Annotated in this window: 16 protein-coding genes; 10 read left to right on the plus strand and 6 right to left on the minus strand. The window is 69.2% G+C overall.

What is annotated here, in order from left to right; translation table 11 throughout:
• The first annotated feature begins 44 nt into the window (after positions 1–44).
• Positions 45–3,428 (plus strand): pyruvate carboxylase, encoded by a 3,384-nt coding sequence (locus tag SACMADRAFT_RS06380; protein WP_009152968.1) that lies wholly within the window; start codon positions 45–47, stop codon positions 3,426–3,428.
• Between the two features lie 173 nt (positions 3,429–3,601).
• Positions 3,602–4,432 carry an arginase family protein gene (locus SACMADRAFT_RS06385; RefSeq protein WP_009152969.1) on the plus strand — a complete coding sequence of 277 codons (831 nt, stop codon included), beginning with the start codon at positions 3,602–3,604 and terminating at the stop codon, positions 4,430–4,432.
• Between the two features lie 20 nt (positions 4,433–4,452).
• Here SACMADRAFT_RS06385 and SACMADRAFT_RS06390 read toward each other — a convergent pair whose 3' ends face one another.
• The 3 genes from SACMADRAFT_RS06390 to SACMADRAFT_RS06400 all read right to left on the minus strand — a co-directional run bounded on the left by SACMADRAFT_RS06390 (position 4,453) and on the right by SACMADRAFT_RS06400 (position 8,411).
• Positions 4,453–5,163 (minus strand): SagB/ThcOx family dehydrogenase, encoded by a 711-nt coding sequence (locus tag SACMADRAFT_RS06390; RefSeq protein WP_009152970.1) that lies wholly within the window; start codon positions 5,161–5,163, stop codon positions 4,453–4,455.
• A 72-nt stretch (positions 5,164–5,235) separates the two neighbouring features.
• Entirely contained in the window at positions 5,236–6,231 is a 996-nt protein-coding gene (locus SACMADRAFT_RS06395) for an LLM class flavin-dependent oxidoreductase (RefSeq protein WP_198285937.1), read from the minus strand.
• Positions 6,232–6,239: 8 nt separating this feature from the next.
• The gene (locus SACMADRAFT_RS06400; RefSeq protein ID WP_009152972.1) at positions 6,240–8,411 is read right to left on the minus strand and encodes a HelD family protein; all 2,172 of its coding nucleotides are present in this window, start codon (positions 8,409–8,411) and stop codon (positions 6,240–6,242) included.
• 113 nt (positions 8,412–8,524) lie between these two features.
• Between SACMADRAFT_RS06400 and rsmD the strand changes: the two genes are divergently transcribed.
• The 8 genes from rsmD to mutM all read left to right on the plus strand — a co-directional run bounded on the left by rsmD (position 8,525) and on the right by mutM (position 13,431).
• Positions 8,525–9,085, plus strand: coding sequence for a 16S rRNA (guanine(966)-N(2))-methyltransferase RsmD (rsmD, locus tag SACMADRAFT_RS06405; RefSeq protein ID WP_009152973.1), 561 nt, complete (start codon positions 8,525–8,527; stop codon positions 9,083–9,085).
• 57 nt (positions 9,086–9,142) lie between these two features.
• Entirely contained in the window at positions 9,143–9,625 is a 483-nt protein-coding gene (coaD, locus tag SACMADRAFT_RS06410; RefSeq protein ID WP_009152974.1) for a pantetheine-phosphate adenylyltransferase, read from the plus strand.
• A 49-nt stretch (positions 9,626–9,674) separates the two neighbouring features.
• Positions 9,675–10,079: a ribonuclease domain-containing protein gene (locus SACMADRAFT_RS06415; RefSeq protein ID WP_009152975.1), complete on the plus strand. Its 405-nt coding sequence runs from the start codon at positions 9,675–9,677 to the stop codon at positions 10,077–10,079.
• Positions 10,080–10,175: 96 nt separating this feature from the next.
• Positions 10,176–10,865: an ATP synthase F0 subunit B gene (locus tag SACMADRAFT_RS06420; protein WP_009152976.1), complete on the plus strand. Its 690-nt coding sequence runs from the start codon at positions 10,176–10,178 to the stop codon at positions 10,863–10,865.
• A gap of 88 nt (positions 10,866–10,953) precedes the next feature.
• Positions 10,954–11,562 carry a YceD family protein gene (locus SACMADRAFT_RS06425; RefSeq protein WP_009152977.1) on the plus strand — a complete coding sequence of 203 codons (609 nt, stop codon included), beginning with the start codon at positions 10,954–10,956 and terminating at the stop codon, positions 11,560–11,562.
• Positions 11,563–11,632: 70 nt separating this feature from the next.
• The gene (rpmF, locus tag SACMADRAFT_RS28980; RefSeq protein WP_009152978.1) at positions 11,633–11,815 is read left to right on the plus strand and encodes a 50S ribosomal protein L32; all 183 of its coding nucleotides are present in this window, start codon (positions 11,633–11,635) and stop codon (positions 11,813–11,815) included.
• Positions 11,816–11,826: 11 nt separating this feature from the next.
• The gene (gene rnc / locus SACMADRAFT_RS06430; protein ID WP_009152979.1) at positions 11,827–12,558 is read left to right on the plus strand and encodes a ribonuclease III; all 732 of its coding nucleotides are present in this window, start codon (positions 11,827–11,829) and stop codon (positions 12,556–12,558) included.
• Positions 12,559–12,567: 9 nt separating this feature from the next.
• Positions 12,568–13,431, plus strand: coding sequence for a bifunctional DNA-formamidopyrimidine glycosylase/DNA-(apurinic or apyrimidinic site) lyase (gene mutM, locus SACMADRAFT_RS06435; RefSeq protein WP_009152980.1), 864 nt, complete (start codon positions 12,568–12,570; stop codon positions 13,429–13,431).
• A 14-nt stretch (positions 13,432–13,445) separates the two neighbouring features.
• Here mutM and SACMADRAFT_RS06440 read toward each other — a convergent pair whose 3' ends face one another.
• From SACMADRAFT_RS06440 to SACMADRAFT_RS06450, 3 genes are all read right to left on the minus strand, one after another.
• Positions 13,446–13,967: a general stress protein gene (locus SACMADRAFT_RS06440; RefSeq protein ID WP_009152981.1), complete on the minus strand. Its 522-nt coding sequence runs from the start codon at positions 13,965–13,967 to the stop codon at positions 13,446–13,448.
• Positions 13,968–14,075: 108 nt separating this feature from the next.
• Positions 14,076–15,353: an ROK family protein gene (locus SACMADRAFT_RS06445; RefSeq protein WP_009152982.1), complete on the minus strand. Its 1,278-nt coding sequence runs from the start codon at positions 15,351–15,353 to the stop codon at positions 14,076–14,078.
• Between the two features lie 166 nt (positions 15,354–15,519).
• On the minus strand, positions 15,520–16,065 hold the full coding sequence (locus SACMADRAFT_RS06450; protein WP_009152983.1) for a hypothetical protein: 546 nt from the start codon (positions 16,063–16,065) through the stop codon (positions 15,520–15,522).

Consider the following 16,065-nt stretch of genomic DNA (forward strand, 5'->3'; position numbering starts at 1 on the left):
ACGTCCCAATGGCCAGCCGATCCGCAGAACGGGAAGGACCGGTCATGTTCCGCAAGGTGCTCGTCGCCAACCGTGGTGAGATCGCCATCCGCGCGTTCCGTGCCGCCTACGAACTGGGCGCGGGAACGGTCGCGGTGTTCCCCTACGAAGACCGCAACTCGCTGCATCGACTCAAGGCGGACGAGGCCTACGAGATAGGTGAGCAGGGACACCCCGTCCGTGCCTACCTTTCCGTTGAGGAGATCGTCCGTGCTGCCCGCATGGCGGGCGCCGACGCCATCTACCCCGGATACGGCTTCCTCTCGGAGAACCCGGAACTGGCCCGTGCGTGCGAGGAGGCCGGGATAACCTTCGTCGGCCCCAGCGCCGAGATCCTGCAGCTGACAGGCAACAAGGCCAGGGCAGTGGCGGCCGCGAGGCAGGCGGGCGTGCCGGTGCTCGGTTCCTCCGCGCCGTCATCTGATGTGGATACTCTCGCGGCCGCGGCCGAGGAGTTGGGTTTCCCCGTCTTCGTCAAGGCGGTCGCGGGCGGCGGTGGCCGAGGGATGCGTTTCGTCTCGAACGCGAGCACGCTGCGGGAGTCGATCGAGGCCGCCTCCCGCGAGGCCGAATCGGCCTTCGGTGACCCGACGGTGTTCCTGGAGAAGGCCGTCGTGCAACCCAGGCACATCGAGGTGCAGATCCTCGCGGACGGCACCGGCGGCGACGACGGCGTGATCCACCTCTACGAGCGGGACTGCTCGGTGCAGCGGCGCCACCAGAAGGTGGTGGAACTGGCGCCCGCGCCCAACCTGGACCCACGGTTGCGGGACCGGATCTGCGCCGACGCGGTGAGGTTCGCCCGGCAGATCGGCTACCGCAACGCGGGAACCGTGGAGTTCCTCGTCGACCGCGACGGCAACCACGTGTTCATCGAGATGAACCCGCGCATCCAGGTCGAGCACACGGTGACCGAGGAGGTCACCGACGTCGACCTCGTGCAGTCGCAGTTGCGAATCGCCGCGGGGGAGACACTGGCCGATCTGGACCTGTCGCAGGAGCGGATCTACCTACGCGGCGCGGCCCTGCAGTGCCGCATCACCACCGAGGACCCGGCCAACGGGTTCCGGCCGGACACCGGCATGATCAGCGCCTACCGCTCGCCCGGCGGCTCCGGTATCCGGCTCGACGGCGGTACCGCCTTCGCCGGGACCGAGATCAGCGCGCACTTCGATTCGATGCTGGTGAAGCTCACCTGCAGGGGCCGCACGTTCGCCACCGCCGTCGGCAGGGCCCGCCGCGCCGTCGCCGAGTTCCGGATCCGGGGTGTGGCCACGAACATCCCGTTCCTGCAGGCGGTGCTGGACGACCCCGACTTCCAGGCGGGCAGGATCACCACGGCGTTCATCGAGGAACGCCCGCACCTGTTGACCGCGCGCCATTCGGCCGACCGTGGCACCAGGTTGCTGACCTACCTGGCCGATGTCACCGTGAACAAACCCAACGGCGAGCGGCCCCGGCTGATCGACCCGGAGCGCAAACTTCCCACGCTGCCCGAGGGGGAGCCGCCACCGGGCTCCAAGCAGAAGCTGACCGAACTGGGGCCGGAGGGCTTCGCGCGGTGGCTGCGCGAGTCACCCCACATCGGTGTCACCGACACCACCTTCCGTGACGCCCACCAGTCGTTGCTGGCCACTCGGGTGCGCACCAAGGACCTGCTGGCCGTCGCGCCCGTGGTGGCCCAGACGGTGCCGCAACTGCTGTCGGTGGAGTGCTGGGGTGGGGCGACGTACGACGTCGCGCTGCGCTTCCTCGCGGAGGACCCGTGGGAGCGGCTGGCCGCGCTGCGGGAGGCCATGCCGAACCTGTGCCTGCAGATGCTGCTGCGGGGCCGCAACACGGTGGGTTACACGCCGTATCCCACCGAGGTGACAGATGCGTTCGTCGGGGAGGCCGCGGCCACCGGGATCGACATCTTCCGGATCTTCGACGCCCTCAACGACGTGGAGCAGATGCGTCCCGCGATCGACGCGGTCCGCGCCACCGGCACAGCCGTGGCGGAGGTGGCGCTGTGCTACACCTCCGACCTGTCCAATCCGGCCGAGAAGATCTACACGCTGGACTACTACCTCAAACTGGCGGAGCAGATCGTCGGGGCGGGGGCACACGTGCTCGCCATCAAGGACATGGCAGGCCTGTTGCGCGCGCCCGCGGCCGTGAAGTTGGTGACCGCGCTGCGCAGGGAGTTCGACCTGCCGGTGCACATCCACACCCACGACACCGCGGGCGGGCAGTTGGGCACCTATCTCGCGGCCATCGGGGCGGGCGCGGACGCCGTGGACGGGGCGGTGGCGTCGATGTCGGGCACCACGTCGCAGCCGTCGCTTTCGGCGATCGTCGCGGCCACCGACTACTCGGACCGGCCGACGGGTCTCGACCTGCAGGCCATCGGTGAGTTGGAGCCGTACTGGGAGATCGTGCGCAAAATCTACGCGCCGTTCGAGGCGGGGCTGGCTTCGCCGACCGGGCGGGTCTACCACCACGAGATCCCCGGCGGGCAGCTTTCGAACCTGCGCAGCCAGGCGCGTGCGCTGGGCCTCGGTGACCGGTTCGAGGAGATCGAGGCGATGTACGCGGCCGCGGACCGGATTCTGGGTCACCTGGTCAAGGTCACCCCTTCGTCCAAGGTGGTCGGTGACCTTGCGCTGCACCTCGTGGGTGCCGGAGTGTCGCCCGAGGACTTCGAGGCCGAGCCGGACAAGTACGACATCCCAGACTCCGTCATCGGATTCCTGCGCGGAGAACTGGGTGACCCGCCTGGCGGCTGGCCGGAGCCGTTCCGTAGCAAGGCACTACGCGGCCGCTCGGAACCGAGGCCGGTGCAGCCGCTGTCCGAAGAGGACAGGGGCGAGCTTGCGGCCGACCGCAGGGCCGCGCTGAACCGGTTGCTCTTTCCAGGGCCCACGAAGGAGTTCCAGGTACACCGGGAGTCCTACGGCGACACCAGCGTGCTGCCGAGCAAGGACTTCTTCTACGGCTTGCGTCCGGGCGAGGAATACGCCGTCGATCTGGAGCCGGGAGTTCGGCTGCTGATCGAGTTGGAGGCGATCGGGGAAGCCGACGAGCGGGGCATGCGAACGGTGATGGCCACACTCAACGGTCAACTGCGTCCCATCCAGGTGCGCGACCGTTCGGTGGCTTCCGACCTGCCCGCGAAGGAGAAGGCCGACAAGAACAACCCCAAGCACATCGCGGCGCCTTTCGCGGGTGTTGTCACCACTTCGGTTGCCGAAGGCGACACCATCGAGGCGGGCGACACCGTGGCGACCATCGAGGCGATGAAGATGGAGGCCGCCATCACCGCGCCGGTGGGCGGAACCGTGCAACGGCTCGCCACCAACTCGGTGCAGCAGGTGGAGGGCGGAGACCTGCTGCTGGTGCTGGAGTAACCCGCGAGTCCCCCGCTGCTGCCCGCGAGTCCCCCGCTGCTGCCCCCGAGTTCTGCGTTCCGGCCCACGAGTTCTGCGTTCCGGCCGGGCTCGCGGGCAGCGGGGCGGGGCAGCAGCACCCCGCGAGCACGAACGACACCGGTCGACCGGCTCGATGCCGCTACGATCGAACGATGCGCATTCACGCGGTGCCACAATGGCAGGGGGCGTTGTGGCAAGGCGCCGCGACGCGGTTGCCCGACGGCTGCCGGACACTGGCCACCCTCGCGGCCGAAGTGCTCGGTGAGCCGGTGCACATGGTTGCGGTCGAAACGGCAGGATCCGCCGGATCGGACACTGTGGACGGTATCGGCAACAAAGCGGTGCTGGTGCGAAACCGGGACGCGCAACTGGCCGCTCTCGAAGCTCCCGAGGGAAAGGTCCTCACCATCGGCGGCGACTGCGGTACCGACCTGGTGCCCGCGGGCGTGGCCCGTTACCGCTACGGGGAGAACCTCGGCGTCGTCTGGTTCGACGCGCACGCCGACTGCAACACCCCGGACAGTTCGCCGTCGGGCGCGTTCCACGGCATGGTGCTTCGCGCGCTACTCGGCGAAGGTGACTGCGAGTTCGCAGCCAGCCCCGCCGTGGCGGCTGGTCGCGTGGTGCTCGCGGGGACGCGTGCCCTCGACGAGGCCGAGCGTGACGTGGTTGAGGCAGGTCTCGTGCGCCACGTCCCGCCGCCCGCCGAGGCGCGCGACATCGTCACCGCGCTGCGCCAAGCAGGCGCCACGAAGATCTACCTGCATATCGACCTGGATGTGCTGGACGCAGGCGAGTTCGGCTGGACCGGCTACCACGAGCCCGGCGGGATCAGCATCGCGCGACTGGTCGCGGCCGTGGCAGGGCTTGCGGAGCTGGAGGTCGTCGGCGCGGCCGTCACCGAGTGCGCCGCGAGCAAGCGTGAGCAGGTGGAGCCGCTGCGCCCGCTGTTCGACGTGCTCGGCAGGCTGCTGGCGAGGTGAAGCCGGGGTCCCGGCATGGTTCAGTCGGAGTGACCGACGGCGAACAGCATCGTCGGGATCTCGGCGTCACCGAGGCCGAGCAGCATGCCCAGCGCGGCGTCGTCGAAACCCGCGACCGCACAGCACGACAGGCCGAGCGCGGTGGCCACCAGATACAGGTTCTGCACGGCGACGCCTGAGTCGACGTGCAGCGTGCGGTAGTGCCGAAGCGGGTACTTGTCGAAGGCGACGTCGAGCCGAGCGGTGAGTGCCACCGACACCGCCGCGTTGGTGACGAACTCGTGTTGCAGGTACACGTGTTGCAGCGCGGGCACCGGATCGGCGCAGGTCAGCTCGATGAGCTCGTGGGAAAGGGCCTCGTAGCGGTACACCCCCGGCTCGACCAGTTCGGCGCGTCGCACGAGCACGTAGGCGCGAAGGATGTCGAGCCCTCCCGCGCTGGGAGCCATGCTCAGCGGGTATTCCTCGACGCCGAACGCGGGAACGAAGCGTTGCACGCCGACCGAGAAGCGCAGCAGCCCGCTCAGTGCGGCCAACTCGAGGTCGCGGTCCATGCGCGAGTAGGTCGAGCGCCTTCTCGCCAGGGTCGCCACCAGGTCGGCCTTCGGTGGGTGAACGTCCGGTAGCGGGATACGGCGGCCATCCGGCAGCGGCTGAGCGGGCACCGGGCGCTGGGAGTTCAGTAGCCGGTGTACCGCCAACGCACGCTCGGTGGTTTCACGGCTGCTCAATCAATGCCTCCGGTCGCCTCCCACTTGGCAAGATACCGGCGCATCGTAACTCGTTCGGGTGGCGCGTGGCCGTCAGTTCAGCAGCTCGGCCACCAGCTCGTACGAGCGCTTCCTGTCCTCGTGGTCGTACACCATCGTGGTGACCATGAGCTCGTCGGCGCCGGTGTCGTTCGCGAGTTCTTCCAGTCCTTTGCGGACCGTCTCAGGCGAACCCACCACGTTGCTCGCCTGCCGCTGCTCCAGAAAGGCCCTGTCGACATCGGTGTAGGGGTACTCGGCCGCCTCCTCGGGAGTCGGCAGCGGGATGGGCCTGCCCTTGCGCAGGCTGAGGAAGGTGAGCCCGCTCGGGGCCGCGAGCCACCGGGCCCGCTCGTCGGTCTCGGCGCAGACCACCGCCGCGCCTAGCATGACGTAGGGCTCGGCCAGCACCGGCGAAGGTCGAAACGACTCCCGGTACAGGCGCACCGCGGGCAGTGTGTTCTCCGCGGCGAAGTGATGCGCGAACGAGAACGGCAGGCCGAGCGCACCCGCCAACTGCGCGCTGTAACCGCTCGAGCCGAGCAGCCACACCGGTGGCCGGTTGCCCTCGGCGGTCACCGCGTTGACGGCACGGGCGGGATCGGGCTCGAAGTAAGTTAGCAGCTCCCGCAGCTGCTGCGGGAAGTCCTCCACGCCCATCGAGGCGGAGCCACGCAGAGCCCGTGCCGTGCGAGGGTCGGTGCCGGGAGCCCTGCCGATGCCGAGGTCGATACGCCCGGGATGCAGTGCCTCCAGCGTGCCGAACTGCTCGGCCACCACCAGCGGCGCGTGGTTGGGCAGCATCACACCGCCCGAGCCGACCCGGATCCGGCTCGTCGCGTCGGCGACGTGCGCGATGAGCACCGCCGTCGCCGAACTGGCGATACCGGGCATGTTGTGGTGCTCGGCGAGCCAGTACCTGTGGTAGCCGAGCGCTTCGGTGTGTCTGGCCAGGTCCAGGGTGTTGCGAAGCGCCGCCGCGGCGTCGGAGCCGCTGACGACGGGGGACAGGTCGAGCACCGAGGGCCGGATGTCACGCAGCGAGGTCACATCGCGGATCAACGCGCGGCCGCGGTGTCGGCATTCCCGTCGGTCCCCTCGGTCGGCGAGGGAAGCCAATCGTCCTGCGACGACAGGATCACCAACTGCTGCGTTGCCCTGGTGAGCGCCACGTACAGCACGCGCCTGCCGGTGAGTGACTCCTCGATGAGTTCGGTCGGTTCGAGCAACACCACCGCGTCGTACTCCAGCCCCTTGGCTTCGAGGCTGCCGACCACCCGCAGCCGTTCGTCGGCCTGGGCTGCCAGCCACTGCTGGGTCTGCTCGACCCTGTCCATGGCGCAGACGACACCCACGGTGCCCTCCACCGCCTCCAGCATCTCCTTCGCCGCGGCCTGCACCGCCGTTTCCCGTGTCGCGGGCTCCACGGTGCGAAGCTGCGGCACCAGCCCGGTCTCCCGCACCGCCCTCGGCAACTCGTCGGGTTCGGCGTGACCGGCCACGACCCGCCGTGCCAGGTCGAAGATCTCCGCGGAGTTACGGTAGTTGGTGCGCAGTGTGTAGCGCCTACGCGCCGTCCGTGCGCCGAACGCCTGGTCGCGCGCCTGCTGAGCCTCCGAAGGTTGCGGCCACGAGCTCTGCACCGGATCACCCACCACGGTCCAGCTCGCGTAGCGGCCCCTCCTGCCCACCATCCGCCACTGCATCGGTGACAGGTCCTGGGCCTCGTCCACCACGATGTGGGAGTACTCGTCGTAGTGCTCGGGTCGCTGCCGGACACCAGTGGTCCTGCTGTCCCTTGCCTGCTCGGCGTCGAGTTCGAGCGTGGAGCGTCGACGCCGCTTCGGCGGCGGCCCCAGCAGCACCCGAAGCTCGTCCAGCAGCGCGATGTCGGCCACCGACCAGCCTGCGGGTGCCTGCGCGATCGAACGGGCGAGCAGAGCGATCTCCTCGGCACTCAGCACGGACCTGGCCGCGCGGGCGAGCCTGCGCTCGTCGCCGAGCCAGCGCAGCACCTGCGCCGGGTACAGCACCGGCCACCACACCACGAGGAACCGGTGGAAGTCGATCCGCTCGCCCAACTCGGTGATCAGCTCTGCCCTGTCGAGGGTTCGCCCGTCCGCGTCCGCGTACTCCTGCGCCTTGTCGGCCAGCGCCGCCAGCAGTGTCTCGGCCGCACGCACCCGCGACTTGTTGGGCGGGCCCGCCTGGCTGTGCACGCGGCGGCGCACGCGTTGCAGCTCCTTGGCGTTCAGTTTCAGTACCTCGCCGCGGTAGCTGATACGCATCTCGGTGGGCGCGTCCGGCGGGGTGTCGCGCAGTGCCTTGGCCAGCACCTTGCGCATCCGAAGCGAGCCCTTCACGGCGGCCAGCGGTGCGGGGTCGTGCCTGGTGGCCTCGATACCGTCGAGCAACTGTCCCAGCGCGCGTAGTTCCACGTTGGTCTCGCCCATCGACGGCAGCACCCGCGAGATGTAGTTGGTGAACACTCCGGACGGCCCGATCACCAGCACTCCCGCGCCGCCGAGCTGACGCCGGTAGCGGTACAGCAGGTACGCGGCTCTGTGCAGGGCGACGGCCGTCTTGCCGGTGCCCGGGCCGCCGGTGATCTCTGTCACGCCCCGCCACGGTGCGCGAATGATCTCGTCCTGCTCCTTCTGGATGGTCGCGACGATGTCGCGCATCCGATCCCCCCTGGCGCGGCCGAGCGCGGCCATCAGCGCACCCTCGCCGACGATGCGCATGTCATCGGGCACGGACTCGGGCATGAGCACGTCGTCGTCGACGTCCAGCACCGTCTGGCCGGAGCAGCGGATGACCCTGCGCCGCACGACCGTCATCGGGTCCTCGGCGGTGGCCTGGTAGAACGGCGCCGCCGCGGGCGCGCGCCAGTCGGTGACGAGGTTGTTGAACTCCGCGTCGCGGATGCCGAGCCTGCCCACGTAGACGGTCTCGTCGCCGTGGTGGTCGAGCCTGCCGAACACCAGCCCCTCGTACTCGGCGTCCAGCGTCTGCAGCGTCTGGTTGGCGTGGTGCACCATCATGTCGCGCTCGAACAGCATCGACGCCTGTTCGAACACGGCCTCGCGCTGAGCGCCGTGGCCGATCTCGTACCCCTTCGCGCGCATGGCTTCGGCCTGTTCGCGAAGTGTCGCGAGCCGGGCGTACACCCGGTCTACGTGGACTTGTTCGTTGGCGATCTCGGCCCGTCTGACCCGAGGTTCCGACACTCAGCGCTCCTCGCAGCTCAATTGCCGGGAAAGGGGAAGAACGACTCTACGCGCTTCGGGAAACGGCATCACCACGTCCCGCCGCTTCTCACGCCGCTTGCGAGGATGCCACGATGACCAGGATCGTCGCGGGCCGAGCGGGCGGGAGGGCACTGCGGGTTCCAGCACACGGCACGAGGCCGACGTCCGAGCGGGTGCGCGAGGCGCTGTTCAACGCGCTGGAGGCGGCGGGCGAACTCGATGGTGCACGGGTGCTCGACCTGTACGCGGGTTCCGGCGCGCTGGGACTGGAGGCCCTCTCGCGGGGGGCGGCGACGGCGGTGTTCGTCGAGTCCGACCGCAGGGCCACGGAGTCGTTGCGCGCCAACGTGGCCTCGCTTCGCCTCGGCGGAACCGTGCGCCACGGCCGGGTGGAATCGGTGCTGGCGCGGCACGCGGAGGAGCCGTTCGACCTTGTGCTCGCCGACCCGCCGTACGGCATGGCGGAGACCGTGCTCGCCACCGTGCTCGCCTCGCTCGTCACGGGTGGATGGCTTGCCGTCGGTGGGCTCGTGATCGTGGAGCGGGCGGTACGGGACGGTGCGCCGCCGTGGCCGAAGCGACTCCGCGAGGTGCGGTCGAAGCGCTACGGAGACACCGCGCTGTTCTTCGCCGAACACGCCCCACAGCCGTGAAAGAGCGCTGCGTCACATCTCGCGCGATACCGTGCCCCGGTTGGTAGCGTCCGCGCCATGCGGCGAGCGGTCTGTCCCGGTTCCTATGACCCAGCGACCAACGGGCACCTCGACATCATCGAGCGAGCGGCGCAGCTCTTCGACGAGGTCGTCGTAGCCGTGCTCATCAACAAGAAGAAGCAAGGCCTGTTCTCCGTCGAGGAACGGCTGGAAATGCTGCGCGAGATCACCGAGAAGCTGCCGAACGTGCGGGTGGATTCCTGGCACGGCCTGCTGGTGGACTACTGCCGCCAGCACGGCATCGTGGCGATCGCCAAAGGGCTGCGCTCGGTGAGCGACTTCGACTACGAGCTGCAGATGGCGCAGATGAACCGCGAGCTCTCCGGCGTGGAGACGCTGCTGATGTCGAACAACCCCGCCTACAGCTTCCTGTCGAGCTCGCTGGTCAAGGAGGTCGCGACCTACGGCGGGGATGTCTCGCAGATGGTGCCCGAGGTCGTGAACGAGCGGCTGGTTCAGCGGCTGACGCGTCCGGAGTAGTTCACCCCGACGCCACCCGGCGATCACGCGCGCTCGATACGGTTCGAAAATGACCAACCACTCGGCGCGAATCGTTGCGATCTTACTGGCATTCCTGGCCACGTTCGTGGCGGGCGGCGCGAACGTGGCCGCCACCGAACTCAGCCCCTCGGCCGAATGCGGCGACACCTCCTCCTTCGAGCAGGTGCCGCTGCGGGAGCTGCCGGAGCAGGCAGCCGAAACCTACGAGCTCATCGAGGCAGGCGGGCCGTTCCCGTATCCGCAGGACGGCGGCACGTTCTACAACCGCGAGGGGTTGCTGCCCGACTGCGACACCGGCTACTACCACGAGTACACGGTCGAGACACCGGGCAGCCCTGACCGCGGGGCGCGGCGCATCGTCACCGGCGACGCGGGCGAATACTTCTACACCGCCGACCACTACGCCAGCTTCGTGCTCATCGACGTCTCCTGACACGCCCGCACGGCACTCCTTCGCGGCAAATCCGCCCTGACCGGGCAGACTTGGGGCTGTACGTGGGGATACAGCCGTGGCCGCGAGGGAGTTGCCGTGTACCGGGTGTTCGAGGCGCTCGACGAACTCGTCACGATCGTCGAGGAGGCGCGCGGGGTTCCGATGACCTCCAGTTGCGTCGTGCCGCGCGGTGATGTGCTGGAGTTGCTCGACGATGTGCGCGACGCCCTGCCGGGCGAGGTCGACGACGCCCAGGACGTGCTGGACAAGCGCGACGAGATCGTGTCGAAGGCCCGCGAGGAGGCGGAGCAGACGCTGGCTTCGGCCAACGCCGAGGCCGAACGGCTGGTCGCCGATGCCCGCGCGGAGGCTGAGGAGATCCTCGCCCAGGCAAGGGACGATGCCGACCGCACGATCGCGGAGGGCGAGGTCGAGTACCGCAACCTGACCGAGCGCGCCCGCGCGGAGTCGGACCGGATGGTGCAGGCCGGCCGCGACGCCTACGACCGCGCCGTGGAGGAGGGCAGGCACGAGCAGGCCCGGCTGGTCGCGCAGACCGAGGTGGTGCAGGCCGCGCACGGTGAGGCGGCGCGCATCGTCGACGAGGCCCACGCCGAGGCCGACCGGCAGCGAGTCGAGTGCGACGCCTACGTCGACGGCAAGCTCGCGGAGTTCTCCGAACTGCTCGCGGCCACGCTGCGCACGGTCGACTCGGGACGCAACCAGCTCCGGGGCGTGCCCTACCCGAACGCTCGCTCAGCCGGATACGACTATCAGGTCCACTGATCGGCGCGACTCACGTACCCTGGAGGCGAGCAAGGCCGGGCACGTGACCGCCCTGCCGTCCTGACACATCGATCTGTGCGGAAATCCGATGCCTGAGAAGAGTGCCGCCCAGGGGCGCGCCGATGCGCGTAACCCCTGGCTGATCGATACCCACGAGTTGAGCCGGCGTCCTGGCTCCAGCCGTTCGCTGCGGCGTGAGCTGCCGGTCGACACTCCGATGGGCATCCCCGACGTGATCACGGTGCCGAAGGGCTCCACGATCGCGGTGGACCTGCTGCTGGAGTCGGTCGTCGAAGGTGTGCTCGTCACGGGCACGGCCACGGCGCACACCTCAGGTGAATGCGCCCGCTGCCTCGACCCCATCGCCGACGAGGTCGAGGTGGCGCTGACGGAGTTGTTCGCCTACCCCGACTCCACCACCGAGGCCACCACGGACGCCGACGAGGTCAGCAGGATCGTGGACGACAGGATCGACCTCGAACCGCTTGTCAGGGACACGATCGTGCTTGCCCTGCCGCTGGTGCCGCTTTGCGGTGAGGACTGCGAGGGACTGTGCACCGAGTGCGGCGTGAAGTGGGCCGATCTCGAGCCCGGACACGGGCATGAGACCATAGATCCTCGGTGGGCCGCGCTTGTCGAGCGCCTGGAGAGCACTCCCGGCGACAACACGGCGAACGGCTCCGACCAGCAAAGCTGAGGAGCAGCTGCTCGACTCAGATCGCAAGCACGCTCGCGCCGCGAGCAGAGCCTGATGAGGAGACCCAGTCGTGGCCGTCCCCAAGCGGAAGATGTCGCGTTCCAACACCCGCTCGCGCCGGTCCCAGTGGAAGGCGCGCCCGGTGCAGTTGGTGGCTTGCCCCAACCGCGCGTGCAAGCAGCCCAAGCCGCAGCACGTCGCCTGCCCGTCCTGTGGCCAGTACGGCGGTCGCCAGGTTGTCGAGCCAGCTTAAGGGCGCACGCTATGGGGGGTAAGTCGCCGACGGGCCCGGCCGAGAATCCCGCACCGCTGCTCGAAGCGCTCGGCGTCGAACTCGACGACGAGCTGCTCACGCTCGCGCTCACCCACCGCTCGTACGCCTACGAGAACGGTGGGCTGCCACCGAACGAACGGCTGGAGTTCCTCGGCGACGCGGTGCTCGGCCTTGTGGTGACCGACTACCTCTACCGCAAGCACCCCGAGTTGCCGGAGGGGCAACTGGCGAAGCTGCGGGCGAGTGTGGTGAACATGCACGCGCTCGCGAGTGTCGCCCGTGACCTGGGGGACGGCGGCCTCGGTGCCCACCTGCTGCTCGGCAAGGGCGAGGAGCTGACGGGAGGCCGGGACAAGGCCAGCATCCTCGCCGACGGGCTCGAAGCGGTCATCGGCGCGACCTACCTTGCGCACGGCATCGAGACGGCGCGCGAACTGGTGCACCGGCTGTTCGACGGCCTGCTCGCCGAGGCGCCGCTGCGTGGTGCGGGTCTGGACTGGAAGACCAGCCTGCAGGAGCTGACGGCCTCGGCGGGTCTCGGTGTCCCCGAGTACAAGGTCGAGGACACCGGTCCGGACCACCGCAAGGAGTTCAGCGCCGTCGTGTTCGTCGGCGGGCGCGATCTCGGTCACGGCGAGGGCACGACCAAGAAGGAAGCCGAGCAAAAGGCTGCCGAGTTCGCCTGGCGCGAGCTGACCGAGGAACTCAAGCCCGAGGAATAGGCGACTCCCGTGCCCGAACTTCCCGAGGTAGAGGTGGTGCGCGCGGGTCTGGAGCGACACGCCTGCGGGCGCGTGATCTCCGCCGTCGACGTGCTGCACCCGAGGGCCGTTCGACGGCACGTCCCCGGCGCGGCCGACTTCGCGGCAAGGCTCGTCGGCGTCAAGCTGACGGCCGCCCGCAGGCGCGGCAAGTATCTGTGGTTCGACCTCGACGACGGCGCGGCCTTGCTGGCCCATCTGGGCATGAGCGGGCAGTTGCTCGTTCAACCCGGGGGCACGGCCGACGAGCCGCACCTGCGGGTGCGGTTCCGGTTCGCCGACGGCGGGCCCGAACTGCGGTTCGTCGATCAGCGCACCTTCGGCGGGCTGTCATTGTCCGACCTGACCGAGGTCGGCGGCACGCCGGTGCCCGAGACCATCGCGCACATCGCCCGCGACCCCATGGACCCGCTGTTCGATCGCGCCACGGTGAGCAGGTCGCTGCGGTCGCGGCACACCGAGCTGAAGCGCGCGTTGCTCGACCAGACACTGGTGTCGGGCATCGGCAACATCTACGCGGACGAGGCGCTGTGGCGGTCGAAACTGCACTGGGCACGGCCGACCGACCGGCTCACCGCCAGGCAGGCGGAGACCGTGCTCGCGGCCGCCGCCGAGGTGATGTCCGAGGCGCTGGCCGCGGGCGGCACGTCCTTCGACGCGCTGTACGTCAACGTCAACGGGCAGTCAGGCTACTTCGAGCGTTCGCTGGCTGCCTACGGTCGCGCGGACGCACCCTGCGGGCGCTGTGGGACGCCGATCCGGCGGGAAGCGTTCACCAACCGCTCGTCGTTCTTCTGCCCGCGTTGCCAACCGAGGCCCCGGCAACGGCGGTGAGCCGGGGCCTGCCGCTACAGCGTGGCGTGGCTGCCCATGTTGAACTTGGCCAGCAGCTCGCGGCCGTTCTCGGCGTTGCGCGGCTGGCAGAGCACGTCGTAGCGCCTCGCGACCAGCTGGCTGTGTGAGACGAAGTCGCGCCTGCCGCGGGTGGCGGCGTATCCGGCGGCGGCGAACGCCATCCCGAAGGCCACACCGGAGACCAGGCCGATCGCGATCGGCAGCAACCCGGCTCCCGGTGTGAACAGGCTCAGTAACAGCCCGACGAACAGACCGAACCACGCGCCTGACATCGCGCCACTGCCGAGCACCTTCCCCCACGTCAGCCGGGCTGAGACGCGCTCGACCAGCAGCGGCTCGACGCCGACGATGGTCACGTCGTGTACCGGGAAGTTCTCGTCGGCGAGGTGGTCGACAGCGCGTTGCGCTTCCTCGTAGGTGTCGTAGGAGCCGATGGGCCAGCCGGTCGGCATGGTCGGCAGCTGCGGCATCCTCGGCGCTCTGCTGAACGCCGCTTGCGAAAACGCTGTGGTCATATGCTCTCACCTCGGAGGCGAAACTAGGGTGCTTACACCCAGTACAACGTCTTGGTCCGGCGAAACAGTGCCCGGGCAGGCGGAATTCACAGCCGCCTCTCAGTCGCTCTACCCGGCCCTGCCGTTGACCGTGTGCAGCCACGGCATGCCGCTCGGCGAGCCCTCCGGCAGCCACAGCCCGAAGTAGCGCACCGAGAACAGTTCGTCCAGCACCATGTACGCGGCGCCGATCAGGCCGCCCTCCTCGCCGAGTCGTGCCCGTTCGATCCGCAGTTCGCGGGTGGAAAGCGGCAGCGAGCGGCGGTAGATGGTTTCGCGGATCGTGGCCAGGAACAGATCGCCAGCGCCCGCCACCTTGCCGCCCAGCAGTATCGTCGACGGGTTGTAGAAGTTGACCATGGTGGCCAGCATCGAGCCGATCCGCCTGCCCGCGGTCACCAGCAACTGCACGGCGTGGTGGTCGCCCGCGCGTGCTGCCGCCGTCACGTCGGCCCCGGTCACGGCACCGTTGGCTTCGAGGGCGGCTGCCAGCGCCGGGCTCTTGCCCGACCTGGCCAGTTCCGCACCGTCGCGGGCGAGCGCCGCGCCTCCGGCGACCGCCTCCAGGCAGCCGGTCTTGCCGCAGCGGCAGACGATCGAGTTGTCGTCGGAGACGGCGGCGTGGCCGATGTCGCCCGCGCAACCCTGCGCCCCACGGTGCAACCGGCCGCCGTTGCTGATGCCCGCCCCGATGCCCGTCCCGATCTTGACGTAGAGCAGGTCCCCGAGTTCGGTGACCGCGCCGGGGGTGCGCAGTTCGCCGAGGCACAGCAGGTTCACCTCGTTGTCCACCCACACCGGTGCGCTGTAGCGGCGGACGAACCGCTCTCGCACGGGATAGTTGTTCCAGCCCGGCATGATCGGCGGTTCCGACGGCCTCGCCGTTGCGAACTCCACCGGCCCCGGCAGGCCGATCCCGACGCCCCACACCTGGTCACGCCTGCCGCCGATCTCGTTCAGCAGGTCCTCCAGCGCGGTCTCGACCTCGTCGAGAACCGGGTCGGGGCCCTGCGCGATGTCGCAGTCGCGATGCCGCTTGGCCAGCACCGTTCCCATCAGGTCGGTGACACCGGCGGTGAAGCTGGTGGCACCCAGTTCCGCGGTGAGGATGTGCCCCGCGTCCTTGCGGAAGCGAAGCGTTCTGGCCTGCCTGCCGCCCGTGGAGGGGTTCAGTTCGCCCTCTTCGAGCAGACCGGCGTCCAGCAGCGTGCTGGTGCGTTGGGTGATGGCGGTGCGGCCGAGCCCGGTGCGCTGGCTGAGGGCCGGGCGGGTGTCGGCCTTTCCGCTGCGTACGAGATCGAGCAGCCGGGCGTAGCTCTCCAGCAACTCGGTGCTCGGCTCGTCCACGGCGGACCCCCTTATGCGTAGTACTTCTCATGATAGATCTGAGAACGCAAAACTTCTGTTTGTCTCAGACATTAGCGAGAAGCTTGAAAGCTAAAGGGGTGCCATGCGGATTGCCTCAGTCGGAACCGGCGAGGCTCAAACGTCGAGGGGCTGTTGGGGCCTCGGCCTAGCCCAAGTCTCCTAGGGTACTGCTGTCCGAGGCAGATGACGACGTGGTCGTAGACGGCGTGCTCTCCGACGGCGTTGTGGTGGTGGTCGTCGGCTTGCTGGTGGTGGGCGGGATAGTGGTGTTCTCACCGCCGGACGTCGGCCGCTGCGAGCTTCGCCTCGGCGGAGGCTGTTCGCTGCTACGGGTCGTGCGATCCGGGTTGTCGCTGACCGTGGTGGTTCCAGCTGTGTCGGAGTGGGGCATGGTTCCGGTCACGGCGACGCCGTCGACGAGCACGGTCGTCTGCCCCGGCACCGCCTCTCCCGGAACCACTTCAGCGCCTCCGGTCGCGCCGGAGTTGTCGGTGCGCCCGGTCTGTGCCGTCGTGCGGTCGTCGGCGGGCGGGTCCTGCGGAGCGAGGACCTGCGCGACCGCGGCGAAGGCGGTGACGACGACGAGCCCGCTCACGGCGAGGGCGAGGTAGCCGGTGCGGGACAGCCGTCCCTCGTGCTCGCTAGGAGGAGCGATCTCGGGGCGGGGTTGCGACCCTGGCGACTGGGCCAT

It is taken from the genome of Saccharomonospora marina XMU15, assembly GCF_000244955.1.
GTDB classification, from domain to species: Bacteria; Actinomycetota; Actinomycetes; order Mycobacteriales; family Pseudonocardiaceae; genus Saccharomonospora_A; species Saccharomonospora_A marina.

Bases quoted from the DNA above. Each gene is read 5' to 3' on its own strand.
- SACMADRAFT_RS06380 (WP_009152968.1), top strand. From the start codon at position 45: ATGTTCCGCAAGGTGCTCGTCGCCAACCGTGGTGAGATCGCCATCCGC.
- SACMADRAFT_RS06385 (WP_009152969.1), top strand. From the start codon at position 3,602: ATGCGCATTCACGCGGTGCCACAATGGCAGGGGGCGTTGTGGCAAGGC.
- rsmD (WP_009152973.1), top strand. From the start codon at position 8,525: ATGACCAGGATCGTCGCGGGCCGAGCGGGCGGGAGGGCACTGCGGGTT.
- coaD (WP_009152974.1), top strand. From the start codon at position 9,143: ATGCGGCGAGCGGTCTGTCCCGGTTCCTATGACCCAGCGACCAACGGG.
- SACMADRAFT_RS06415 (WP_009152975.1), top strand. From the start codon at position 9,675: ATGACCAACCACTCGGCGCGAATCGTTGCGATCTTACTGGCATTCCTG.
- SACMADRAFT_RS06425 (WP_009152977.1), top strand. From the start codon at position 10,954: ATGCCTGAGAAGAGTGCCGCCCAGGGGCGCGCCGATGCGCGTAACCCC.
- rnc (WP_009152979.1), top strand. From the start codon at position 11,827: ATGGGGGGTAAGTCGCCGACGGGCCCGGCCGAGAATCCCGCACCGCTG.
- SACMADRAFT_RS06440 (WP_009152981.1), bottom strand. From the start codon at position 13,967: ATGACCACAGCGTTTTCGCAAGCGGCGTTCAGCAGAGCGCCGAGGATG.
- SACMADRAFT_RS06450 (WP_009152983.1), bottom strand. From the start codon at position 16,065: ATGGCCCAGTCGCCAGGGTCGCAACCCCGCCCCGAGATCGCTCCTCCT.